Here is a 22,580-nt window from a genome sequence, read left to right on the forward strand (position 1 = left end):
TGTCGCGATCTCGTATCATACTTCTGAGGCCGTCATGCCGGACGGCCTGCGGCGTAGCCGCATGGCCAGATCCGGCATCCAGATATCAGTGCCGGCAACGCCCGCACATCAATCTCCAACACGATCAGAAGGCCGTCGCTGCTGCCTCACCGCCCCGGGCGACCGCTCTTCTTCGGGCGGCCGCGGCGCTGGCGCTCTTCCGCAGGATCCTCATAGGACCCCGCGCCGATCTTGCCGCGCACGACCGGCTTGACGTCTTCTTCCGGAGAACTGCCGGGCCTCTTCGGCAGCGCGCCCTTTGACAGCGGCACCTCGGTGCGTCCGACGGTCATCTCGTCGAGCGTATTCTTCCGCACTTTCGAGGCGTTGGGCAAGTTGGCGCTGGCGCCGTATTTCTTCTCGCCCCGGAAACCGCCGCTGCGATCCTCCACCGCCGACTGGCGGGCCAGCGGATCGTCGGCCAGCGCCAGTTCCGTCTCCTGCAGCCGCTTGATCTCGTCGCGCAGCCGCGCGGCCGTCTCGAACTCCAGGTCCGCGGCCGCCTCGCGCATCTTCTTCTCGAGGTCCTCGATATGCGCCTTGAGATTGTGGCCGACCAGGTTGCCGCTCTCGGCGAAACCGGCATCGACCGTGACGTGGTCCTGCTCGTAGACCGACTGCAGGATGTCGCCGATGGACCGGCGCACGGTCTCCGGCGTGATGCCGTGCTCGGCGTTGTACGCCTCCTGCTTCTCGCGGCGACGGTTGGTCTCCGCGATCGCCCGCTCCATCGAGCCGGTCATCCGGTCGGCATAGAGCACCACCCGCCCGTCGACGTTTCGCGCCGCGCGGCCGATGGTCTGGACCAGCGAGGTCTCGGAGCGCAGGAAGCCCTCCTTGTCGGCGTCGAGAATGGCGACCAGCCCGCATTCGGGAATGTCGAGACCTTCGCGCAGCAGGTTGATGCCGACCAGCACGTCGAAGGCGCCGAGCCGCAGGTCGCGGATGATCTCGATGCGCTCCAGCGTGTCGATGTCGGAATGCATGTAGCGCACGCGCACGCCGTTCTCGTGCAGGTATTCGGTCAGGTCCTCGGCCATGCGCTTGGTCAGCACGGTGACGAGCGTGCGGTAGCCCTTGGCCGCGACCGCGCGCACTTCGCCCAGCAGGTCGTCGACCTGCGAGGAGGCGGGGCGGATGTCGATCTGCGGATCGACGAGACCGGTCGGGCGAATGACCTGTTCGGCGAAGACGCCGCCGGCCTCCTCCATCTCCCAGGAACTGGGCGTCGCCGACACGCACACCGTCTGCGGCCGCATCGCGTCCCATTCCTCGAAGCGCAGCGGCCGGTTGTCCATGCAGGAGGGCAGGCGGAAGCCGTATTCCGCCAGCGTCGCCTTGCGGCGGAAGTCGCCGCGATACATGGCGCCGATCTGCGGAATGGTGACATGGCTCTCGTCTGCGAAGACCAGCGCATTGTCCGGCAGGTATTCGAACAGGGTCGGCGGCGGCTCGCCGGGATTGCGGCCCGTCAGGTAGCGCGAATAGTTCTCGATGCCGGCGCAGGAGCCGGTCGCCTCCAGCATCTCCAGGTCGAACAGCGTGCGCTGCTCCAGCCGCTGCGCTTCCAGCAGCCGGCCGTGGGCGTTCAGCTCTTCCAGTCGCTGCACCAGCTCCGACTTGATCGACTTGACCGCCTGGGCCAGCGTCGGCTTCGGCGTCACGTAGTGCGAGTTGGCGTAGATCTTGACGCTTTTCATCTCCGCCGACTTCTGCCCGGTCAGCGGGTCGAACTCGGTGATCGCCTCGATCTCGTCGCCGAACATCGAGATGCGCCAGGCCCTGTCCTCGTAGTGGGCAGGGAAGATCTCGACCGTATCGCCGCGCACCCGGAAGGTGCCGCGCTGGAACGCCGCATCGTTGCGCTTGTATTGCAGCGCCACCAGATCGGCGAGCAACTGGCGCTGATCCATGCGCTCGCCCACCTCGATGGCGAAGGTCATCGCCGTATAGGTCTCGACCGAGCCGATACCGTAGATGCAGGACACCGAGGCGACGATGATCACGTCGTCGCGCTCCAGCAGCGCCCGGGTGGCCGAGTGGCGCATCCGGTCGATCTGCTCGTTCACCGAGCTTTCCTTCTCGATATAGGTGTCGGTGCGCGGGACGTAGGCTTCCGGCTGGTAATAGTCGTAATAGGAGACGAAATATTCGACCGCATTGTCCGGGAAGAACGACTTGAACTCGCCGTAGAGCTGCGCGGCCAGCGTCTTGTTCGGCGCCAGGATCAGCGCCGGGCGTTGGGTGCGGGAGATGACTTGCGCCATCGTGTAGGTCTTGCCCGAGCCGGTGACGCCGAGCAGCACCTGCGTCTTGTCCTGGTTCTCCAGACCCTCGACCAGATCGGCGATGGCGGTGGGCTGGTCGCCGCGCGGCTCGTATTCGGAAACGAGCTTGATCGGGATGCCGCCTTCGGACTTCGCCGGCCGCTCCGGGCGGTGCGGCACCCAGGCGACGCCGTTCTTGTGCAACGGATTGCCTGAGGTGATCAGGTCGGTGAGCGCCTGCACCGTCGCGGTGTGCCCCGTGGTGCCGTCCGACATTTCCGGCGCCGGCTTCTTGCCTTTGCGCGCCTTCTTCGTCTCCGCCACCTGCTTGGCCAGCAGCGCCTCGGCCTCTTCCAGGCTCATGTCCAGCCCGGCGACGGGATTGAGCCCGCCGGCCGCGCGCTCGCGCGGATTGCTGGTCGCGCCCATGGAGGTGCCGCGCGCCGAGCGCGCCGGCTTGGCCTGCTTCGCGGCGGGGCGCTCCTTGCCCTTCTCCGCCGGTGCCGGCTCGTCCTCGGTAAGCTGCCGCGCCCAATCGGAAACCGGACCGGTCAGCGGCGCGCCCTCGAAGGCAGCCTGCGGCGCCTCGCCGAAACCTTGCGGCGCGGCATCGTCACGGGCAGTTCCGTCGTCGGCACGCGCCTTGTCCGGTTTGCCGGTGGAAGACGCGGAAGAAGGGGAGGAGGAAGAGGGTCGCTTGGCCATGGCGGCAATATGGTCCCAAAGCCGCGTTTCGGAAACCCCGTGTTCCGGCTTTGTCCGGCGAAAACCCGCATCATGCTGACATAACGGTGTCAGGAGGGGCTGGATTGAGATTTTCCTCTTGACCTGGAGCGCGCTCCAGCTCCCAGGGTCCGAGGCTGGTTCCAACAGGAGACAGCTCCATGAGCGTTATTGAAGCGTTTTTCTCGGCCCTGACGAGCGGCGATGTGGAGAAGGTTCTGCCGTTCATCGCAGCAGACGCGACCATCGTCGGGGTTCGCGCGACATCCGATCCGCGCCTGCCGATCTACGGCACCTATCACGGACAGGAGGGGATGCGGGCCTTCCTTGGAGAACTGCGAGCGGCCTTCGAAACGGAGGCCTTCGAGGTCGAGGATTTTCTGGAAAGCCCAAAGCTCGGCTTCGCATCGGGGCACTTCCGGCACCGTGTCCGCCACACCGGGCGCTTGTTCGTGTCCACTTGGGCCTTGCGAGCGAAGCTGTGCGACGGGAAGATCGAGCATTATCTGTTTTTCGAGGACACGGCCCGGCTGGAAGCGGCCTTCGGGGTGTCGACGGCGGAGGCTGCGTGATGATGATAGGCGACCTGTCGCAGCGGACCGGCCTGAGCGTCGATACCCTGCGCTACTACGAGAAGATCGGGCTCATTCCCGCGCCGCTGCGCGATTCCGGCGGGCGGCGGGTCTATGACACGGCGATCCTCGGCTGGCTCGATTTCCTCGACCGGCTGAAGGCGACCGGGCTCGGCATGCGCGACCGCCTGCGCTATGCGGACCTGCGCACCCACCCCGGCGTTGCCTCGGTGCGCGAACGCCGCGAGATGCTGGAGCAGCATCGCGAAAAGGTCGCGGCCGATCTGGAGCGCCTGGGCGAAACGTTGAAGCTGCTCGACGACAAGGTTGATCTCTATCGCCGGATCGAGAGCGGAGAGATCGACGACCCGGTCGCTCCGCTCGGCGAGGCGCTGTCGTCCAAGGCATCCCATCGGGGGAGGGCATCATGAGCGCCGCTTTGGAGAGAGGGCGGGACCTCGCCGCACGGCTGAACCCGGACCTCGAAGCCGTGCTCGCCGAGCGCTACGACGATCTGCTCCCGGGTTTCGCAGAAAGCCTGATCGAATGGGCCTATGGCCGCCACTATGCGCGCGGAGGGCTCGATCTGAAGACGCGCCAGCTTTGCACGGTCGCTGCGTTGACGGTTCTGGGCGGCCAGACAGGCCCGCAACTCAAGATCAACATCGAGCACACGCTCGCCGCCGGCGCCAGCCGTACGGAGATCATCGAGGCGATCTGGCAGATGGCCGTCTACGGCGGACTGCCCGCCGCCATCAACGGCCTCAATTCAGCACGGGAGGTCTTTCAGGCGGCGGACCGCGACGGATAGACCGCCCGGCGACATCCTGACGTGTGGCTCGTTCGGGTGAGCGTCTCCCGCTCACCCGTCTCCCTTGTGTCCGTCATTGTGGCCGAGGCTCATGTCCGGCCAGACGAGGTCGCGCACCCGCGCCTTCAGGACCTTCGCCTCGGGAAAGCCGCCGTCCGCCTTGCGGTCCCATATGGTCGTGCCGTCGCAGGTGATGGTGAAGGTCCCGCCGGTGCCGGGCACCAGCGTCACGGAGCCGATCTCCTCTGAAAAGGTCGAGAGCAGCTCCTGTGCCATCCATGCGGCGCGCAGCATCCAGTTGCACTGGCGGCAATAGGTGATCGTCAGGGCGGGCTTTTGCATTTCGGTCATCGGTTTCCGGCAGAAATCAGGGACGGGGGAGGGGCGGCGGGATAGGCTCCGCCGGCTCGTGCGGCGGTCCCTGCGGCCGCGGCTCTGGCTGACGCCATTATCGCGCCGAGCGGCGCCGGGGCAAGCCTTGCAGCGAGACAAGTCGGGATGCCTTGCCATCTGGCGCTTCCCGCGCTCGGGAAAGGCGATCCGGGACAGGCGGCGCTGTTGATGGCGAGGATGCGGGGCAGGCAACCTGCGCCGCGCTACCTCATTTGGGTGACGCGGCGAGGGAGGGCATCGGCGAAAGGAAAGGCGTTGTCCCTCCACTGGAGCTTTCGCCATGAAGAACCTCGTGCTTACCGCGGCTCTCTCGCTTGCCATGCTGACTGTCGCGCCTGTCGTCTTTGCCCCTGTCTCGACCGAGGCGTCCGCCCGTCTGGAATGCGTGGCCCGGAGCCACGCCGCCAGAGGGCCGTCCCGCCGCGACAAGCTACGGGCGCAGAATGGCGCCATCAACGCCTGGGAGCGGGAGGCCCGCCGTCGCTATGGCATCCGGTTCAACGATTTCGGCTACGCGATCAACAAGAACTCCAATGGCTGCAAGTCCAACGGCCGTGAATATGTCTGCGTCGTGAGTGCGGTCGCTTGCGCGAAGGGGAGAACGCGCCCGCGCCCTTCCCGTCCCTCGATCAGCGGAACGCAAACCCAGTAGGGCTGGAGCGCGAGCCCGCCTATGTCCCGGTTCGGGCGCGCGCCTCACGCGCCGAGGTCTCGCCCGAGCCAGGCGAGGAAGTCGCGGATCGCCGCCTCGTCGCGGCGGCAATAGGACCATTTTCCCTGCCGCCGGACGGTGAGAAACCCCGCCTGCCGCAACAGGTCGAGATGCCGGCTTGCGGTCGGCTGGGCGATCCCCAGAGCCTCCGCGATCAGTGTCATGCAGACGCCGAAGGCGACCGGATCCGCCGAAACCTGCCCGGAAAAATGCGCCGCCGGATCCCGCAACAGGCGCAGGATCGTCATGCGCACGTCGCTGGAAATCGCCCGCAACTGTGCCTCTCGCAGGGTATCGGCCGGGGCTGGGGTTGCATCATTCATGCACCTGATCATATAGTCATTTCGCTAAATGTAAATATGATGGCTTGGCCAGGGAGGGCCGGTTGATGCGTCTCGATCTGCCGAACGCCACGATCGTCGATGGCTCCGCGATCCGCTGGGGACGTGCGGGCGAGGGGCCGCCGCTCGTCGCCATCCACGGCACGCCGTTCTCGTCTCAGGTCTGGCGGCGCATCGTGCCGCATCTGGCGCCGCACTGGACGGTGTACTGGTTCGACCTTGCCGGCTATGGCCGCTCGGAGATGCGCGAGGGACAGGATGTCTCGCTCGGCGTGCAGAACCGGGTTCTCGCCGCGCTTCTGCAGGAATGGGGGCTGGAGCGGCCGCATGTGCTGGCCCATGACTTCGGCGGCGCGACGGCCCTGCGCGGTCACTTCCTCGACGGACTTTCCTACGCCTCGCTGACCATCTTCGATGCGGTGGCGCTGGCCCCCTGGGGCTCGCCCTTCGTCCGCCATGTGCGCCAGCATGAAGCTGCCTTTGCCGGCATGCCGGCCTACATGCACGACGCGCTCGTAACCGCCTATCTGCAGACCTCGGCCCACCGGGGGCTCGATGAGGAGGCGCTGCGCATCTATGCAGAACCCTGGACGGGCGACCAGGGCCAGCCGGCCTTCTACCGGCAGATCGCCCAGATGGACCAGCGCTACACCGACGAGGTGGAGAGCCTCTATCGTCCGCTCGACTGCCCCGTCACGGTGCTGTGGGGCGAAGAGGACGGCTGGATCCCGCTGGACAAGGGGCGCGACCTTGCCGGGCGCATCTCCGACCGGCCTCTGGTCGTGATACCCGAGGCCGGCCATCTGGTGCAGGAGGACTGTCCGGAAGCCATCGTTGCGGCGATGCTGCGACAGCTGCCGGCCGCCTGACGCGCGTCAGGCCTCGTCTTCGTCGAGATGCAGCGCCGTGCCGTTCATGCAATAGCGCAGGCCCGTCGGCGGCGGGCCGTCGGGAAAGACGTGGCCGAGATGGCCATCGCAGGTGCCGCAGCGAACTTCCGTGCGCACCATGAAATGCGAGCGGTCCTCGTATTCGCGCACCGCGTCCGGCGTCACCGGCTCGAAGAAGCTCGGCCAGCCGCAGCCGGCATCGAACTTGGTGTCGGAGCGGAACAGCGGCGTGCCGCAACCGGCGCAGGAATAGAGTCCGCCACGAAAAACGTTCCAATACGGGCCGGTGAACGGACGCTCCGTGCCGGCTCGTCGCAGCACATGGAACTGTTCCGGCGTCAATTCACTCTGCCACTCCTCATCGCTCTTCTCGAGTTTCTTGTGCTCTGTCGCGTTCGACATGTGCGGACCCCGTTGCTGAAGTGACTACCTCGACAGGCAGAAATAGGAACCAATGGCCCCTGCGACAATAGGCTTGGTGGCACGGTTCGAAAACTGTAAGGCCACGGTCCTAAATCGCTTGCCCGGCCTGTTGTGCTGGTTATATGTGAGGCAAATCTTCATGAACACTCCGTAGCATCGGCTGATTCGTCGGATCACCCGGCTGTCCGGACCGTTTCATATCTTTGGGGAGGAACATGTCGATCACAGGCCCTGAGGCGACCTTCGCCGCCGTCCTTGCTCCCTTCGCCGCGGCGGCGATTGCTCCTTTTGCGACGCGATTGCTGGGAGCCAATGCGGCCTGGCCGCTCGCCGTCGTGCCGGCGGCGATCTTCCTGTTCTTCGCCGGTCTCGTGCCGGAGGTCGCAGGCGGCGCCAGTTTCACGCCCGCCGTCGACTGGGTCCCGGCCTATGGCGTCAGCTTCTCCTTCTATGTCGATGGTCTGTCGACACTGTTCGCCCTGTTGATCTCAGGGATAGGTACCTTCATCATCCTCTATGCTGGCGGCTATCTGAAGGGCCATCCGCATCAGGGCCGCTTCCTCTCCTTCCTGTTCCTGTTCATGGGCGCGATGCTCGGCCTGGTGCTCGGCAACGACCTGATCACGCTGTTCATTTTCTGGGAACTGACCTCGATCACCTCCTTCCTGCTGATCGGCTTCGATCATCTGCGCGCCGCCTCGCGCCGTGCTGCGCTGCAGGCGCTGGTGGTGACCGGCGGCGGCGGCCTGCTGTTGCTGGCCGGCTTCCTGATGATCATCGCGCTCACCGGCATCACCGACATGGCCACGCTGGTCGCCGGCGGCGATGTCCTGCGCGAGCAGGCGCTCTATCCGCTGGTGCTGCTGCTGGTGCTGGGCGGCGCCTTCACCAAGTCGGCGCAGTTCCCGTTCCACTTCTGGCTGCCCAATGCCATGGAGGCGCCGACCCCGGTTTCCGCCTTCCTGCACTCGGCAACCATGGTCAAGGCCGGCGTCTACCTGTTGATGCGCATGCATCCGGTGCTCGGCGATACGGCGATGTGGACGACGATCCTGCCGATCTTCGGCGGCATCACGCTGCTGGTCGGCACGCTGCTCGCCGTGCGCCAGACCGATCTGAAGCTGATGCTCGCCTACACCACGGTCGCCTCGCTCGGCCTGCTGGTGATGCTGACCGGTACCAGCTGGGACAAGGCGATCGAGGGCGCGGTGCTCTACCTGCTCGCCCACTCGCTGTTCAAGGGTGCGCTGTTCATGGTCGCCGGCACCATCGATCACGAGGCCGGCACCCGCGACGTGACCAAGCTCGGCGGCCTGCGCGGCGCCATGCCGATCACCTTTGCCGCCGCCTGCCTTGCCGCGCTGTCCATGTCGGGCCTGCCGCCCTTCGTCGGCTTCATCGCCAAGGAATACTTGTATGCTGGCACCTGGGGTGCGACCGGCGCGCATCAGGCGGTGACCGCCGTTGCGGTGATCGGCAACGCGCTCATGCTGGTGATCGCCGCGGCCGTGGCGCTGAAGCCGTTCCTCGGACCGAAGGTCGAGACGCCCAAGCACGCGCATGAAGGGCCGGTACTGCTCTTCGCGGGGCCTGTGGTGCTGTCGTTGGCCGGCCTTGCCGCCGCCGTGATGGCCCACGCGACCGGCGTCTACTTCATCTCGCCGGTGGTCTCTTCCGTACTCGGCACGCCGACCGAGGTGGAGGTCCATCTCATCCCCGGCTATATCGGCGCGGCGCTCATCCTGTCGATGGTGACCGTCGCGCTGGGCATCGTTCTCTATCTCAAGCTCGATGCGTTGCGCGCCGCCATGGCCCGCACGCTCGCCGCCATCGGCTGGGGCCCGGACAAGGGCTTCGACCAGGTCATTGCCGGCCTCGTGTCCTTCTCGGGCAGCTTCACCCGGCTGATCCAGGGCGGGCGCATGGACGTCTACATGACGCTCACCTTCCTGGTCACCGCGCTGGCGCTCCTGGTACCGCTCACGCTGACCGGCAACTGGCCCTCGGCCGTGCCGATGCCGGACTTCCGCTTCTACGAATGGGGCATCCTGGCCATCGCCGCCAGCGGGCTCTTTGCGGTGCTGGTCGCCAAGACGCGCCTGACGGCCATCGTGTCGCTCGGCATCCAGGGCTTTGCGGTCGCCGTCATCTTCATGCTGTTCGGCGCCCCGGACCTGTCCTTCACCCAGTTCATGGTCGAGACCCTGTCGGTGGTGATCCTGGCGCTGGTGATGACGCGCCTGAACCTGCGCCCGAGCGATCACCGGCCGATGCTGCCGCGGATCGTGCAGGGCACCATCGCCTTGGGCGTCGGCGTCGGCCTTGCCGGCCTCCTGATGCGGATCACCGAGCTGTCCTTCGACCGGTCGTTGTCGGACTTCTTCGAGGCCTACAGCCGCACAATCGCCCACGGGCGCAACATCGTGAACGTCATCCTCGTCGACTTCCGCGGCTTCGATACTTTCGGCGAGATCGCCGTGGTCATGCTCGCCGGCCTGTGCGTGCTGGCGCTCATCCGGGTGCGGCCGAAACACGCCAGGGAGGAGGCGCTCGACCGCGCCGCCGGTGACGAGGCGTTGCAGAAGAGCGGGGAGGCACGCCTGTGAGGACGGTCATCTTCCGCACCATCGCCCCCTATCTGGCGGCGCTGATGGTGCTTTTCTCGATTTTCGTGCTGCTGCGCGGCCATAACGAGCCGGGCGGTGGTTTCATCGGCGGGCTGATCGCCGCCTCGGCCTTCGCCATTTACGGCATCGCCTGCGGCGTCGCCGCGGTGCGCCGGGCCATCACGTTCCACCCGATGAGCATCTCTGCCGCCGGCCTTTTCCTGGCCGGCCTGTCGGGCCTGCCCTCGCTGTTCACGGGGCAGCCTTTCATGACCAGCCAGTGGTGGTACGTCCACATGCTCGGCGTCGAGGTGCCGCTGTCCACGCCGCTGTTCTTCGACATCGGCGTCTATCTCGTGGTCGTCGGCTCGATCTCCTCGATTGCCCTGGCCCTCGAAGAGCGGGAGAGCGACTGATGGAAGCCGCCTTTGCCATTCTCATCGGCATGTTCTTCACCGTTGCCGTTTATTTGCTGATGTCGCGCCAGCTGGTGCGCGTGCTGCTTGGGATCGCCATCCTCGGCAATGCGGTGAACCTTCTGATCTTCACCTCCGGTCGCCTGCTGCGCGAAGTGCCGCCGGTCATCCCGGAGGCCCTCCAGGTACCGGAGGGGACGATCGCCAATCCGCTGCCTCAGGCGCTGATCCTGACGGCGATCGTCATTTCCTTCTCCTTCTTCGCCTTCCTGCTGGTGCTGTCTTTCCGCGCCTACCAGGAACTCGGCACCGATAACACGGTCGAAATGCGTGTCGCCGAGCCGACCGGTGAAACCGCCCCGCCGCAGGGATACTGAGCATGGCCGCTTCCGACTATTCCGTTGATCTTTCGCAGGCCATGCGGATGGATGCGGTCCCGCCGGGTGACTGGCTGATGATCGCTCCGCTGGTCATCACCATTCTCGGTGGCGCGCTCTGTCTGATGACGCGAAAGAACACGGCCTCCCAGCCGAAGATCGCGATCATCTTCCTGACGCTGCTGGTTCTCGCCTGCGCAGGCTTGCTCGCCCGCGTCCTCGACAAGGGCGTGCTGACCATGGTCGCCGGCAACTGGCTGCCGCCCTTCGGCATCGCCTTCACGGTGGATGCGATGGGCGCGACCCTGGCGCTGACCTCGTCCATCGTGGCCCTGGCCGCCGCTGTCTTCGGCATCAACGACATCGACAGTTCCGGCCGGCGCTACGGCTTCTATCCGTTCCTGCTGCTGATGATGACCGGCGTCTGCGGCGCCTTCCTGACCGGCGACATCTTCAACCTCTATGTCTGGTTCGAGGTGCTGCTGATTTCGTCCTTCGGCCTGCTGGTGCTCGGCAACGAGCGCGCCCAGCTCGATGGTGCGGTCAAGTATGCCCTGCTCAACATCATCGCCACGACGCTGTTCCTGATCGCCACCGGCCTTCTCTACGGCATCCTCGGCACGCTCAACATGGCCGATATCGCCCGCAAGGCGGCATCCAGCGGCGTCGACGGTCCGCTGATGACGGTGGCTGTGCTCTACTTCCTGGCCTTCGCGATGAAGGCAGCCGCCTTCCCGGTCAATTTCTGGCTGCCGGCCTCCTACCACACGCCGCGTATCGTCGTGGCCGCGGTCTTCGCCGGCCTGCTGACCAAGGTCGGCGTCTATGCGCTGCTGCGCATCTTCGGCCTGCTGATGCCGGAGGCCCGGCTGGCGCTGTCCGACCTGATCGCCGTCGTCGCCATCACCACCATGTTGACCGGCGTGATCGGAGCGCTGGCCCAGACCGACCTGCGCCGTCTGCTCGGCTATCTGGTCATCTCGGGCATCGGCTCCATGCTGGCGGGCCTTGCCATCGGCAGCGGTCCGGCCATGGCGGGTGCGATCTTCTATGCCGTCCATTCGATCCTGGTGATGACGGCGCTCTACATGACCGCCGGTGTCATGCGCGGGCTCGGCGGCTCCTATTCGCTGCGCGAGCTGGGGGGGCTGTACCGGGCGAGCCCGCTGCTTGCGGCGGTGTTCCTGATGCTGGCGTTTGCCGTGTCCGGCCTGCCGCCGTTCTCCGGCTTCTGGCCCAAGGTGCTGCTGGTCGATGCGGCCCTGCGCGACGGCCATGGCTGGATCGCCGGGGCCATCCTGCTTACCGGCTTGCTGACGACCATCGCCGTCGGGCGGGTGTGGATCTACGCCTTCTGGCGCGGCGGTGCGGAAGGCACGGCCGACGGCCAACTGACTGCCTCGCTCGCTGTCCCGCGCGAAGTCGGCGGTGCGGCCGTGTGGATGCCTATCGCCCTGCTGCTCGGCCTGGTGGTGATCATCGGCCTGCAGCCCGAGTTCATGATGCAGGTGGCGCAACGCGGTGCCTCGACCCTGGTCGAGCCGCTTGGCTACCTGCGGTCCGTCTTCGGAGACATCGTCCAATGACCGGCCTTTTCCTCATCAACATCCTGCTGGCGCTTGCGTGGGGCGCGGTCACCGGCAGCTTCGCCGAGGTGAACCTCTTCTTCGGCTTCGTGCTCGGCATGATGGCGCTGTACATCATCCGCGAGCAGGTGGGGTCCGACCGCTATCTGCGACGGTTCTGGCAGATCGGCACGCTGGCCCTGCTGTTCATCTACGAGCTGGTGCTGTCTGCGCTGCGTGTCGCTGCCATCGTGCTGCGGCCGAAGATCGACCTGAAGCCGGGCATCATCGCCTATCCGCTCACCGTGGACCGGGATTTCGAGATCACCATGCTCGCCAACCTGATCACGCTGACGCCCGGCACCCTGTCCGTCGACGTCTCCGACGACCGTCGCACGCTTTACGTCCATTGCATCGACGTGCCGGACAAGCAGGCGACCATCGACGACATCAAGAACGGTTTCGAACGCAAGATCCTGGAGGCCTTCCGATGAGCGGCCTTGCCAATTTCTCTTCCGACTTCCTGGACGTTTGCGTCAGCATCTCGCTGGCGATCCTGACCGTGTCCTTCGTGCTGATCGTGCTGCGCATCGTCAAGGGGCCGACCCTGCCCGACCGGGTGGTAGCGCTCGACATGCTGGTCGCCGTCGGCATCGGCTTCATCGCCGCCATCGGTGTGCAGACCGACTACTATCTCTATGTCGACATCGCCATCGCGCTCGGCCTTGTGGGTTTCCTGGCGACCGTGGCTTTCGCCCGCTTCGTGCTCAACCGGGGCCTCGCCAAGGACCCGACCATCGTCGACGAGATCCGCGAAGTCCAGGCGCGCGCAGCGCAGGAGGAGGGTGGACGATGACCCCGTTTGTCGAAATCGCCGTAGGCGTCGTCCTGGTGGTCGGTTCGATCTTCTCGCTGATCGCCACCATCGGCCTGTTGCGGCTGAAGGACGTCTACATGCGCATGCATGCCGGTTCGAAGGCCGGCACGCTGGGCTCCGGCCTGATGCTGATCGCCCTTGCCGTCCATGCCGGCCAGGTCGACGTGCTGACCCGTGCCCTGGCCGGTGTCGTGTTCTTCCTGCTCACGGCGCCCGTTGCCGCGCATCTGCTGGCCAAGGCCGCGTATCAGGCCGGGTACAAGCCCTGCGCGGACACGCATATCGACGAGATGGCGGACGATCGGAGCTGACGTTACGGCCCGCGCCGCTCTCCCGGTGCGGGCCTGTTCTTGAGAGGGCAACTGCCCAGATTTCGCCTTTATATTCGCGATCTGCTTTTCTTGTTTTTGCGAATTCTAAACCGGCCTTGGCAATCGATTGGCATTTAGGCCAAGCTACATGGGTTTCATTGAAAAATTTCTCTTGTGATCGCCATTTTGTCGATATATACGACACATATGGGTTTCGGTCGACAGAATCGAGATCAGATATTGTCTCGCGTCAGTATCCCAACAGTACGCTGAGCTTGTCTGGTCGTAATTTTTGTCGGTCTATTTCGCAAAGTCCCGAATAAACTGATGGGTGAAATAATGACTGATACGGTCGCCGACGACAATCTTATCGACCTGACCGCCGACATCGTCTCGGCCTATGTGTCCAACAACACCGTTGCCTCGTCCGACCTCGGCGGTCTGATCAACGAGGTCTACAACGCCCTTCAGCGCACCAGCGGTTCGACCGTCGAGCCGGAGCCGGAGCCGCTGCGTCCGGCCGTGCCGGTGAAGAAGTCGGTCACCCCCGACTACATCATCTGCCTCGAGGACGGAAAGAAGTTCAAGTCGTTGAAGCGGCACCTGCGCACGCACTACGACATGTCGCCGGAAGAGTACCGCGAGAAGTGGGGCCTACCGACCGACTACCCGATGGTGGCGCCGAACTATGCGGCCGCCCGTTCGGAACTGGCGAAGAAGATGGGCCTCGGCCAGCAGCGCAAGCGCGGCAAGTAAGCCCTTCCAGGCGGCTTGGCGCGGCTGCAGGGCCGAAGCGCAAGCCGACAGGTTCGAGACCGCTGCGGAGCAATCCGCGGCGGTCTTTGTTTTCGGGCCCTCGTTTCCGGCAAGGGAAGGGGCTCAGCCGTCCTGCGGCAGCAGCCATCCGCCGGTGAAGCGCACCGGAATCCTTTCGCCGGGCGTGACCTTCCGGGAAAGGTGCAGGACCAGCGGCTCGTCGATACCGGTCAGTTCGGCCGTCGCTTCGAAGAAGCCGCCGCGATAGCTCGCATGCAGGACCGTCGCACTCAGCGCGCCGTCGCCGGCCTCGGCCCGGATGTCCTCCGGCCGCAGCACCACCCTACCGGCTCCGGGGCGCGCATCGTTGGGGGCGCGCACCTGAAGCGTCTGGCTACCCGACTTCACCTGCGCCATGCCGTTTTCCGCCGCGGCCACGTTCACCCTTGTCAGGGCCGAGCGGCCGATGAAGCGGGCGACCCGCTCGGCGGCGGGGCGCTGATACACCGTCTCGGGGCTGGCCGCCTGCAACAGCCGACCTTCCCACAGGATCGCGATACGGTCGGCCAGCGCCATGGCCTCGCGCTGGTCGTGGGTGATGTAGAGCGTCGTTGCGCCGGTCTGGCGGTGGAACAGCGCCAGTTCCTCTTCCATCGACTGGCGCAGATGCGGGTCGAGATTGGCCAGCGGCTCGTCCATCAGGATGGTGCCGGCCTGCTGCGCGAGGCAGCGGGCGAGGGCGACGCGCTGGCGCTGGCCTCCCGACAGGGAGGCAGGCTTGCGCGCCGCGAAGGCCGTGAGGCCCACCTTGTCGAGGCTGGCCTCGACCCGCCCCTTGCGCTCGCTTGCGGCAAGCCCGGCGCTCTCCACCGGAAAGGCGACGTTGTCGTGCACGCTCATATGCGGCCACAGCGCATAGGACTGGAACACCACGCCGACATTGCGCGCCTCCGGCGGCACATGCCGGGACGGCGAGGCGACCGTTTCGCCGCCGATGGCGATCTCGCCCCCGTCGGGCGTCTCGAGGCCCGCGATCAGCCGCAGCAAGGTGGACTTGCCGCAGCCGGAGGGGCCGAGAATGGCGAAGAAGCTGCCCGCTTCCACGTCCAGCGTGATGTCGGAAACGGCCGTCTGCGGGCCGAAGCGCTTGGTCAGCGCGCGAAGGGAAACCGACATGGGGCTCCGGTACTGTGCTGAGGTCGGGAGGGCGGCGTGGCGATGTGCTTAACCGTGCGGGCGACCGCCCGCAAGCGCGCCCCATCGCATGGCTGTGTGAGGATTGCGTGACAGCGCGCTGCCTGCCGGCTCACTTCACGGGTGCCGGCCGCTCCGTGCCCCAGTTGGAATAGATGCGCGAGCGCCGCGCGTCCTCTTCCTGGCCGTAGCGGTTGATCGCCTCGCAGCCCTTTTCCAGCAGCACCACCTCGGCGGCGAGCTTCTTCCAGGCGACATTGGCGTCCCACACCTTGTTGTGGGAAGGTGTCTCGATCTCCAGCGCGTCGATGGCGTTGCGGTAGGAGACGAGGCGGTAGCGCAGCGCCTGGCCGGCCCAGTCGATATAGCGGCGGTTCTCCCACACCCGCGCCTGGGCGCCCGCTAGTTCCTCCTTGGTGGAGATCTCGCGTCGGCCGAGGGCGCGCAGCCGCTCCTCGTCGGCGGCCATCACCCGGGTCGCCACCTCGCAGAAGGGCGGAACGAGCTCGGCATCCGCACGCGCGTCGGCCGCCACCTTGTCGTAGCGCACCTCGCTGGAGCGGTACTTGTCCGAGCGCAGATAGGAATAGTAGCGGTCCGGATCCAGCTTGTTGGCGCTTTCCGGCAGGATCCGCGTGCGGATCAGCTCGGTGCGCGTGCCCTCGATCCAGTCCTCGCTTGCCGGCGGGCGGATCAGCGTCCAGCCGCGGTCGCGCAGTTCGCGTTCGTCGTCCGTAAGGTTGAAGCGCGACATCGGTTCGCCGCGCGCCACAGCTAGCTCCGAACCCATCTGCGGCATCAGGCGGTCGTGGATGACCGAAGGGGCAGGGCGGCCGAAATCGCCCGTCGGCCGCTGGCAGGCGGCAAGCGTCGCAGCGGCAAGGCAGGCGGAGGCAAGCAGCAGCGCACGCGAAAGGGCAGGGCGCGGTGCGCTCTGACGCCTTGCGAGCCCCGGCCGTTCGGCCATGGCCGCGCGCACTGTCGGACGGCGGATCGTCACGCTTTGCTCTTTCCCCTCGCGACCCCCGCGCCCCGGGTGGGACGGGCGGTCCGGCTCAGTGAGCCTTGCCGGGATCGCGGTCCAGGCCCGGATGCGCAAGGCTATCCTGTTTGCGCCCGATTCGCGCGCCGAGATCAAGCGCTTGCACGTCGTCGTGACGCTCGACCCTCACGCCGGGAAAGATGACGATCTCGGCCGAGCCATGGCGGCCGCGCGGCAGGGCTCGCCGGGAAAGGCGCCCAAACCGAGTGCCGCAGTGGAAGTTCAGCACAGTGCCCATAGCACCCTCCATGAGCCAACCCGGTGCGCGGTGGCGCTCCGGCCCCAGACCCCTGGCAGGTCACGCGAAACCAACTGCCGTAAGGTTAGTAGGAACGAGTCAGGGTTAACAACTCGCTAACGCTTTTCTGGCAGTTTTACGCAGTCCGTCTCCAAGAGGTTCTCTGCGTAAGGGGCCGATGGCGAGGGGCGCGTGTAAATGCGTAGCGCAGGCAGTCCCGGCCCGTGTCCAGTTCTTTCGACGTTTCAGCCAAGACCTTGTCCCCTGGCGCTATCCCCGAGGAGAGCGTGCAGGACCGCCGTCGTCCGCACCACAGGGCGATGGAGGGCGTGCTCGACCTGCCGATGGAGCCGGGCGGGGCCCGCAAGGCCGGGCTGTTGCTGGCCGCCACCGAACTCTACGTCGCCCGCCAGGGGCACGACACCGCCGAACGCCGCATCTTCGCCGAGCTGTTCCGCCAGCTGCTGCCCGAGACGCCGGCCGAGCACCGGCTCACCATCGCACAGCTGCTCGCCGCCGTTCCCGAGGCGCCGTCGGAATGCCTCAGCCTGCTCGCCGCCGATCCCGATAGCGAGATTGCCGCCGCGGCCCTTGCCGGCGAGGGAGCCTTGCCGGAAACCGACCTGATCTCGCGTGCAGCCAGCGGCGATGCCGCCGTCCACCGGGCCATCGCCGCGCGCTCTCAGATGCCGGAGAGCGTTGCCGGCGTGCTGCTGCGCCATGCCGACGCGGCGACGCTGAAGGTGCTGCTGGCCCGTCCCGACTGCCCGCCCGACGAGCGCGTCCTGGAGCTTCTGTCGGCGCGCGAGGACATGCTGCGCGCGCTCGCCGCGGACCTTGCCCGCCGTCATGCCCTGCCCGCGCCGCTGCTCTTCGCCCTGTTCCTCGACCTCGACCGCACGGGACGCATGGAGGCGATTGCGGCGGCGGAAGCGCGTGCTCTTGCCGAACTGGCCCGCCGGGGCGATCCGAAACTTCTCAACGTTGCCTTCAAGCCCGCCGTGCTGGCCGCGCTGGTCGAGGCGGCGCTGTCCGGCGGCCTCGCCGTCTTTGCCGCCCGCCTTGCCCATGCACTGGCCCTGCCGGCGGAGACGGCGGCTCGCATCGTCGACGATCCCGGCGGCGAGGCGCTCGTGCTGGCGCTGCGGGCACTCGGGACCGGCGACAGCGAGAGCGGCCGGGTTCTCGTGCGGGTGCTCGGCCAGACCGCGGCGCTGGAGCATTTGCGCGCTCTCCTTGCCCTGCATGACCGGGTCACCCCGCGTGCGGCGATGATGGTGATGGAGGGACTGCATGCCGGCCCGGCGGCCACCATCGCGCAGCTGGCCGCTGCCCGCGAGGAGGCGCAGCGCCCGGCCGCCGGCCGCGCCCGGGCGTCCGGTCTCGCCTCGCCCTATGGCGGTCTGTCCCATGCCGAGCGCCGCGACGGGCAGGGCGGGCGCACGCTCGTGCCGTCCTCCTCTCCCGCCAGCGTTCCCTCGCGCCGCGACGCCGGCTGACCGCCGGACAGCCTTGTAAAAAATCCCCGGCGTCTTCCCCGGTGTCTGGGCCGGGGCACAAGAAACTGTTACATGCGCCTGCTATGGCCCCTGTTCACCCGCTCGCGACGAACGGGACAACACGCCATTCACGGGGTTTCGCATGATCAAGACCAAGCTGCTCGCAGCCCTCATGACGGTTTCGCTCGCAACGCCGGCCTTCGCCGACCTGTCCGGCAAGCTGGTGCTGTACACCTCCCAGCCCAATGCCGATGCGCAGCAGACGGTCGATGCCTTCAAGGCGAAGCATCCGGGGCTCGAGATCGAGTGGGTCCGCGACGGCACGTCCAAGGTGATGGCCAAGCTCCAGGCCGAGTTTGCCGCCGGCGACCCGCAGCCGGACCTGCTGCTGATCGCCGACACGGTGACCATGGAAAGCCTGAAGAAGGAAGGTCGCCTGCTCGCCCATGAGGGTGCGGACGTCTCCGCCTATGATCCGGCGATCATGGACAAGGACCGCACCTACTTCTCTACCAAGCTGATCACCACCGGGATCGTCTACAACACCGGCGCCTCGATGGTTCCCGCGTCCTACAAGGACCTGTTGAAGCCGGAGGCCAAGGACAGCTTCGCGATGCCTTCGCCGCTGACCTCGGGCGCCGCGACCATCCACATGGTCTCGGTGACCAGCAATCCGGATCTCGGCTGGGCCTTCTACGAGGGGCTGGCTGAGCAGGGCGCGCTCGCCCAGGGCGGCAATGGCGGCGTCTACAAGGCGGTTGCCGGCGGCGAGAAGCTCTACGGCTTCCTGGTCGACTTCATGGCGATCCGCGGCGCAGCCGAAGGCGCGCCGGTCGCGTTCGTCTTCCCGGAAGAGGGCGTCTCCGCCGTCACCGAACCGGTCGCGATCCTCAAGACCGCGAAGAATGTCGAGGCCGCCAAGGCCTTCGTCGATTTCCTGATCTCGGAAGAGGGCCAGGCCCTTGCCGCCTCGCAGGGCTACCTGCCGGCGCATCCGGGCGTTCCCGCGCCGAAGGGCTTCCCCGCCCGCGACAAGATCAAGCTGTTGAACTTCGATCCGGCCGCCGCGCTTGAGGGCGATGCCGCCAACAAGATGAAGTTCGAAGAGATCTTCGGCGGGTAATCGAGGCTTGCGCAGTCCGTCCGCCTTCACGTTCGCCGGCGGCGAGGGGCTCTCCCTCGCCGCCGTCGCCTTTCTGGTCACGCTGCTGTGCGGCGTGCCGCTGGCGTTGCTTTTCGCCATCGGCCTGACCAGTGAGGGCGGGTTGTCGCTCGGCCCCCTTGCCGACACGCTCGCCTCCCGCTCCGTCCAGCGCGCCCTGTGGAACTCGCTGGAAAGCAGCTTCCTCTCCGCCTGCCTTGCCACCGTGCTCGGCACCGTGCTGGCGCTGGCTCTCGGCCTCACCAATGTGCGCGCGAAGGCGCCGCTGGTCTTCCTCATCCTGCTGCCGATGATGATCCCGCCGCATGTGACGGCGATTGCCTGGAGCCAGGCGCTCGGACCCGCATCGCCCGTGCTGCAGGCGGTCGGCCTGGCGCCTGCCGCCGGTGCGCCGCATCCGGTCTATTCGCTGGCCGGCCTCGTCGCGCTGCTTTCCTTCCAGCACATGCCCATCGTCTTCCTGGTGGTGAGGGCGGGCCTGCGGGCCTTTCCGCGCGAACTCAGCGACGCTGCGCGCGTCTCGGGCGCCCGCGCGCCGCGCCTGTTGTGGCGCATCACGCTGCCGCTGCTCGCGCCTTCGCTGCTGGCCGGCTTCGTGCTCGCCTTCGTCAGCGCCCTCGGCAATTTCGGTATCAACGCGCTGATCGGCATTCCCGCCCGCTACACCACGCTGCCGGTGCTGATCTGGCGCCGGCTCGCCGGCTACGGCCCGTCGGTGATCGGCGATGTCGCGCTCATCTCCATGCTGCTCGGCATCGTCACCCTCGGCCTCGTCGCCATCCAGGTCCTGCTGCAGCGGCGCATGCGCAACGCCCTCGTCGGCCTGCCGCAACAGCCGTTGGCCGTCGATCTCGGCCGCGCCCGTCTTCCCGTCGAGGCCTCCGTCTGGCTGATGCTGGCCGCCGCCTTGCTGCTGCCGGCGCTGTCGCTCTTCGCCACGTCCCTGATGCGCACCTACGGCCTGCCGCTGGCTGCCAGCAGCCTGACGCTGGAGAACTATGCCGAGATCCTGTTCCGCCAGGCGGTGACGCTGCGCGCCTTCGCCAACTCGACGGTGGCGGCCGCACTTGCCGCGCTCCTGATCGCCGGCCTGTCGATCCTGCTCGGCTATTTCCTGGCCATGCGCCGCGGCATAGCGCGCCGGCTGGCCGGACTTGTCGCGGCCCAGGCGGATGTCGCCTATGCGGTGCCGGGCCTCGTCATGTCCATTGCCTTCATCCTGATGTTCCTGCGCCCGCTGCCGGTGCTCGGCGTCAGTCTCTACGGCACCATGGCGATCATCCTGCTGGCCTATGTGGCGGTGTTCCTCGCCATCGGGCTCAACTCGGTGATGGCCGCCTACATGCAGGTGGATGCCAGCCTCGACGATGCGGCGCGCGTATCGGGCGCCGGCTTCTTCCGCCGCCTGGTGCGGATCCACGCGCCACTGGTCGCGCCGGCCGCCGCCTCCGGCGCTATCCTCGTCTTCCTCACCTCCTACAACGAGGTGACGGTCTCCGCGCTGCTGTGGTCGAGCGGCAACGAGACCATCGGCACGACGATCTTCAACTACGAGGACGGCGGCTACACGACGCTCGCCGCCGCCATGTCGAGCATCACCGTGGTGGCGACGGTGCTGGTTATGCTGGCGGTCAACGGGCTCGCCCGCCATGTGCCGGCCGGCGCCATTCCCTGGAAGGACTGACGGAAAGATCTCGCCCGGACTACTGCCGGACCTGCGGGCTGCGGTCGCACGCTTCGGCTAGTGCGGCGGCGAGCGCTCGGGCCTGTCGGAGCGCCACAAGCCGGTTGGGATCGTGCGCCCAGGAGCGGGCGAGGCCGAGCTGCCGCTCCATGGCCGCCGCGCGGTCCAGCCAGCGGATCTTTTCGGCGCGCGATATCCCCGCCGGCACGCCGAGCCGCGCCGTCACCCTCGCATGGATGTCCGAAAGCGGGATATCCCCGTCACCGCTGCCGCCCGTATACTTCTTCGCCATCGGCCCCGCTCCCGTCTTTCGAAAGCCAGTATGCGGCCGGCGGGAGGGGGCGGGGATAGGTGCTCGGCGGCAAGGGATCGGCGCTCAATCGGACGCGACGTCCCAGAAGGTGCGGCCGTCGCGATCCTCGATCTCGACCACCCAGATGTCGGGGTCCATGCGCCGCTCGGAGGCAAGCCGTGCCTCGACCACCTCCCGTTCGGCGCGCTCGGCAAGGCGCTCGAACAGCCGGTCGCCGATGGGCGCGTCCATGAACAGGCTTTGCGGGGCAGGGCCGTAGAGGTCGCAGGTGCCGTCGCGCCGGTCGACAACCAGATAAATGGCACCGGCCTCCTCCGCGCCCCTGGAGATCACACCGGCCCAGGCATTCTCGCCGAAGCAGCGGCGGATCAGGGCCGAGACCCAGAAACCGGACGTCAGGCGCATGGCAGTCCTTTCGCGGGGCGCAGCCGGGCGCTCGGCCCGGCCCGTCCTGGCCTTACAGCGGCCGGCCGAGCACCTTTTCCACCTCCTGCTCGACCAGGGGGCCGAGCGCGCCGGTGATGGCAAGGCCGCGGTCGAGTTCGAAACGGCGGATGGCGTTGGCGGTCTGTTCGCCGGCGAATCCGTCGACGCTGATCGGACCATAGCCCATTTCCGTCAGGGCCGCCTGCAAGCGGGCGATGCGGGCGCGGTCGCCGCTGAGGGCGTTGCCGCCGACCGGTGCGGGCGGCACGGGACCGGTGCTCGCCGGTGCGGAGACGGTTTGGGCACGCGGGGCGGACGGGGCCGGCACCGGCGGCGTCACCCGGGTGGTGCGCACCGAGCCGGTCGTCGGGTTCGAACCTTGCGCGGTGGCCGGCGACGAGTTGCCGGAGGACGACTGACCGGGTGCTGTCTGGGGCGGCAGCGGGGGCAGGGGCGGCAGGTTATCCACGCCCGCACCGGTGTCCATGGCAAGGCGCGCCAGCAGCGCGGTGTCGATATCTCCGGTCTCGGGCAGGCCGCGCGCGCGCTGGTAGGCGCGCACCCCGCGCTCCGTCGCCGGGCCATTGAGCCCGTCGAGCAGGCCGCCATACATGCCGAGGCGCCGCAGCTCCATCTGCACGTCGCGCACCAGCCGCTGGCGCTCCAGCTGCGCCTCGGTGACGACAGGGGCTGCCGGCGCGCTGACCGGCGCGTCGCGGGTGGCGAAGAACGGCGCCGGATGACGGCCGGACTGGAAGACGAGGGCGTTGGCGATGATCAGCCCGCCGGTCAGCGCCATGACCAGCCAGCCGCCGGTCGCGACCGGATTGTCGAGCGCCACCGCACCGAGGCCCTGGGACGCAGGGCGCGCCGGCGGCAGCGGTTCGTGCCGTCGTCCGCGCCGGGCGGCGGGAGCGGGCTGGTTTCGGGGCGAACGGCTCAT

General features: G+C 67.2%; 26 protein-coding genes. 16 read left to right on the forward strand and 10 right to left on the reverse strand.

Annotation, left to right across the window (positions count from 1 at the left end; translation table 11 throughout):
• Window positions 1-146: 146 nt before the first annotated feature.
• Window positions 147-2,861 carry an excinuclease ABC subunit UvrB gene (gene uvrB / locus GH266_RS21080; protein WP_425329576.1) on the reverse strand — a complete coding sequence of 905 codons (2,715 nt, stop codon included), beginning with the start codon at window positions 2,859-2,861 and terminating at the stop codon, window positions 147-149.
• Between the two features lie 329 nt (window positions 2,862-3,190).
• On the opposite strand from uvrB, the gene GH266_RS21085 reads away from it, so the two are divergent.
• From GH266_RS21085 to GH266_RS21095, 3 genes are read left to right on the forward strand one after another with little or no spacing between them, the layout of a single operon-like run.
• On the forward strand, window positions 3,191-3,601 hold the full coding sequence (locus GH266_RS21085) for a nuclear transport factor 2 family protein (RefSeq protein ID WP_158195586.1): 411 nt from the start codon (window positions 3,191-3,193) through the stop codon (window positions 3,599-3,601).
• Entirely contained in the window at window positions 3,601-4,032 is a 432-nt protein-coding gene (locus GH266_RS21090; RefSeq protein ID WP_158195587.1) for a MerR family transcriptional regulator, read from the forward strand. Before GH266_RS21085 ends, GH266_RS21090 begins: the two co-directional genes overlap by 1 nt.
• Window positions 4,029-4,412 (forward strand): carboxymuconolactone decarboxylase family protein, encoded by a 384-nt coding sequence (locus GH266_RS21095; RefSeq protein ID WP_158195588.1) that lies wholly within the window; start codon window positions 4,029-4,031, stop codon window positions 4,410-4,412. Before GH266_RS21090 ends, GH266_RS21095 begins: the two co-directional genes overlap by 4 nt.
• Window positions 4,413-4,463: 51 nt before the next feature.
• Here GH266_RS21095 and GH266_RS21100 read toward each other — a convergent pair whose 3' ends face one another.
• Window positions 4,464-4,763, reverse strand: coding sequence for an Rdx family protein (locus tag GH266_RS21100; RefSeq protein ID WP_158195589.1), 300 nt, complete (start codon window positions 4,761-4,763; stop codon window positions 4,464-4,466).
• A 322-nt stretch (window positions 4,764-5,085) separates the two neighbouring features.
• Between GH266_RS21100 and GH266_RS21105 the strand changes: the two genes are divergently transcribed.
• Entirely contained in the window at window positions 5,086-5,457 is a 372-nt protein-coding gene (locus GH266_RS21105; RefSeq protein WP_158195590.1) for a hypothetical protein, read from the forward strand.
• Window positions 5,458-5,501: 44 nt separating this feature from the next.
• Here the strand turns inward: GH266_RS21105 and GH266_RS21110 are convergent, their stop codons facing one another.
• Window positions 5,502-5,840 carry an ArsR/SmtB family transcription factor gene (locus tag GH266_RS21110; protein WP_158195591.1) on the reverse strand — a complete coding sequence of 113 codons (339 nt, stop codon included), beginning with the start codon at window positions 5,838-5,840 and terminating at the stop codon, window positions 5,502-5,504.
• 65 nt (window positions 5,841-5,905) lie between these two features.
• Here GH266_RS21110 and GH266_RS21115 point away from each other — a divergent pair, with 65 nt between their 5' ends.
• The gene (locus GH266_RS21115; RefSeq protein ID WP_158195592.1) at window positions 5,906-6,727 is read left to right on the forward strand and encodes an alpha/beta fold hydrolase; all 822 of its coding nucleotides are present in this window, start codon (window positions 5,906-5,908) and stop codon (window positions 6,725-6,727) included.
• Window positions 6,728-6,733: 6 nt separating this feature from the next.
• Here GH266_RS21115 and msrB read toward each other — a convergent pair whose 3' ends face one another.
• On the reverse strand, window positions 6,734-7,150 hold the full coding sequence (gene msrB, locus GH266_RS21120; protein WP_158195593.1) for a peptide-methionine (R)-S-oxide reductase MsrB: 417 nt from the start codon (window positions 7,148-7,150) through the stop codon (window positions 6,734-6,736).
• 236 nt (window positions 7,151-7,386) lie between these two features.
• On the opposite strand from msrB, the gene GH266_RS21125 reads away from it, so the two are divergent.
• The 8 genes from GH266_RS21125 to GH266_RS21160 all read left to right on the forward strand — a co-directional run bounded on the left by GH266_RS21125 (window position 7,387) and on the right by GH266_RS21160 (window position 14,079).
• Window positions 7,387-9,777 (forward strand): putative monovalent cation/H+ antiporter subunit A, encoded by a 2,391-nt coding sequence (locus tag GH266_RS21125; protein ID WP_158195594.1) that lies wholly within the window; start codon window positions 7,387-7,389, stop codon window positions 9,775-9,777.
• Complete coding sequence (locus GH266_RS21130) at window positions 9,774-10,193, forward strand: Na+/H+ antiporter subunit B (RefSeq protein WP_158195595.1); 420 nt, start codon at window positions 9,774-9,776, stop codon at window positions 10,191-10,193. The genes GH266_RS21125 and GH266_RS21130 overlap by 4 nt, the downstream gene beginning before the upstream one ends.
• Window positions 10,193-10,570: a Na+/H+ antiporter subunit C gene (locus tag GH266_RS21135; RefSeq protein ID WP_158195596.1), complete on the forward strand. Its 378-nt coding sequence runs from the start codon at window positions 10,193-10,195 to the stop codon at window positions 10,568-10,570. The genes GH266_RS21130 and GH266_RS21135 overlap by 1 nt, the downstream gene beginning before the upstream one ends.
• A gap of 2 nt (window positions 10,571-10,572) precedes the next feature.
• On the forward strand, window positions 10,573-12,156 hold the full coding sequence (locus tag GH266_RS21140) for a Na+/H+ antiporter subunit D (protein ID WP_158195597.1): 1,584 nt from the start codon (window positions 10,573-10,575) through the stop codon (window positions 12,154-12,156).
• Window positions 12,153-12,629, forward strand: coding sequence for a Na+/H+ antiporter subunit E (locus tag GH266_RS21145; RefSeq protein ID WP_067221908.1), 477 nt, complete (start codon window positions 12,153-12,155; stop codon window positions 12,627-12,629). Before GH266_RS21140 ends, GH266_RS21145 begins: the two co-directional genes overlap by 4 nt.
• The gene (locus tag GH266_RS21150) at window positions 12,626-12,991 is read left to right on the forward strand and encodes a cation:proton antiporter (protein WP_158195598.1); all 366 of its coding nucleotides are present in this window, start codon (window positions 12,626-12,628) and stop codon (window positions 12,989-12,991) included. Before GH266_RS21145 ends, GH266_RS21150 begins: the two co-directional genes overlap by 4 nt.
• Window positions 12,988-13,323: a monovalent cation/H(+) antiporter subunit G gene (mnhG, locus tag GH266_RS21155; protein WP_158195599.1), complete on the forward strand. Its 336-nt coding sequence runs from the start codon at window positions 12,988-12,990 to the stop codon at window positions 13,321-13,323. The genes GH266_RS21150 and mnhG overlap by 4 nt, the downstream gene beginning before the upstream one ends.
• A 339-nt stretch (window positions 13,324-13,662) precedes the next feature.
• A complete protein-coding gene (locus tag GH266_RS21160; protein WP_158195600.1) occupies window positions 13,663-14,079 on the forward strand; it encodes a Ros/MucR family transcriptional regulator in 417 nt (138 codons plus the stop codon).
• Between the two features lie 123 nt (window positions 14,080-14,202).
• On the opposite strand, the gene GH266_RS21165 is transcribed toward GH266_RS21160, so the two are convergent.
• The 3 genes from GH266_RS21165 to GH266_RS21175 form a co-directional block, all read right to left on the reverse strand.
• Window positions 14,203-15,255 carry an ABC transporter ATP-binding protein gene (locus tag GH266_RS21165; protein ID WP_158195601.1) on the reverse strand — a complete coding sequence of 351 codons (1,053 nt, stop codon included), beginning with the start codon at window positions 15,253-15,255 and terminating at the stop codon, window positions 14,203-14,205.
• A gap of 130 nt (window positions 15,256-15,385) precedes the next feature.
• Window positions 15,386-16,273 (reverse strand): hypothetical protein, encoded by an 888-nt coding sequence (locus GH266_RS21170; protein ID WP_209001501.1) that lies wholly within the window; start codon window positions 16,271-16,273, stop codon window positions 15,386-15,388.
• A gap of 55 nt (window positions 16,274-16,328) precedes the next feature.
• On the reverse strand, window positions 16,329-16,553 hold the full coding sequence (locus GH266_RS21175) for a hypothetical protein (protein ID WP_158195602.1): 225 nt from the start codon (window positions 16,551-16,553) through the stop codon (window positions 16,329-16,331).
• A gap of 287 nt (window positions 16,554-16,840) precedes the next feature.
• Here GH266_RS21175 and GH266_RS21180 point away from each other — a divergent pair, with 287 nt between their 5' ends.
• From GH266_RS21180 to GH266_RS21190, 3 genes are all read left to right on the forward strand, one after another.
• Window positions 16,841-18,052, forward strand: coding sequence for a DUF2336 domain-containing protein (locus tag GH266_RS21180; protein WP_158195603.1), 1,212 nt, complete (start codon window positions 16,841-16,843; stop codon window positions 18,050-18,052).
• A gap of 145 nt (window positions 18,053-18,197) precedes the next feature.
• On the forward strand, window positions 18,198-19,175 hold the full coding sequence (locus GH266_RS21185; RefSeq protein ID WP_425329577.1) for an ABC transporter substrate-binding protein: 978 nt from the start codon (window positions 18,198-18,200) through the stop codon (window positions 19,173-19,175).
• A 7-nt stretch (window positions 19,176-19,182) separates the two neighbouring features.
• A complete protein-coding gene (locus tag GH266_RS21190) occupies window positions 19,183-20,898 on the forward strand; it encodes an ABC transporter permease (RefSeq protein ID WP_158195605.1) in 1,716 nt (571 codons plus the stop codon).
• Between the two features lie 19 nt (window positions 20,899-20,917).
• On the opposite strand, the gene GH266_RS21195 is transcribed toward GH266_RS21190, so the two are convergent.
• The 3 genes from GH266_RS21195 to GH266_RS23290 form a co-directional block, all read right to left on the reverse strand.
• Window positions 20,918-21,190 (reverse strand): hypothetical protein, encoded by a 273-nt coding sequence (locus GH266_RS21195; protein WP_158195606.1) that lies wholly within the window; start codon window positions 21,188-21,190, stop codon window positions 20,918-20,920.
• 84 nt (window positions 21,191-21,274) lie between these two features.
• Window positions 21,275-21,616: a DUF1491 family protein gene (locus GH266_RS21200; RefSeq protein ID WP_158195607.1), complete on the reverse strand. Its 342-nt coding sequence runs from the start codon at window positions 21,614-21,616 to the stop codon at window positions 21,275-21,277.
• 52 nt (window positions 21,617-21,668) lie between these two features.
• Entirely contained in the window at window positions 21,669-22,580 is a 912-nt protein-coding gene (locus GH266_RS23290; RefSeq protein WP_199270396.1) for a peptidoglycan-binding domain-containing protein, read from the reverse strand.

Source organism: Stappia indica, assembly GCF_009789575.1.
Classification (GTDB): domain Bacteria; phylum Pseudomonadota; class Alphaproteobacteria; order Rhizobiales; family Stappiaceae; genus Stappia; species Stappia indica_A.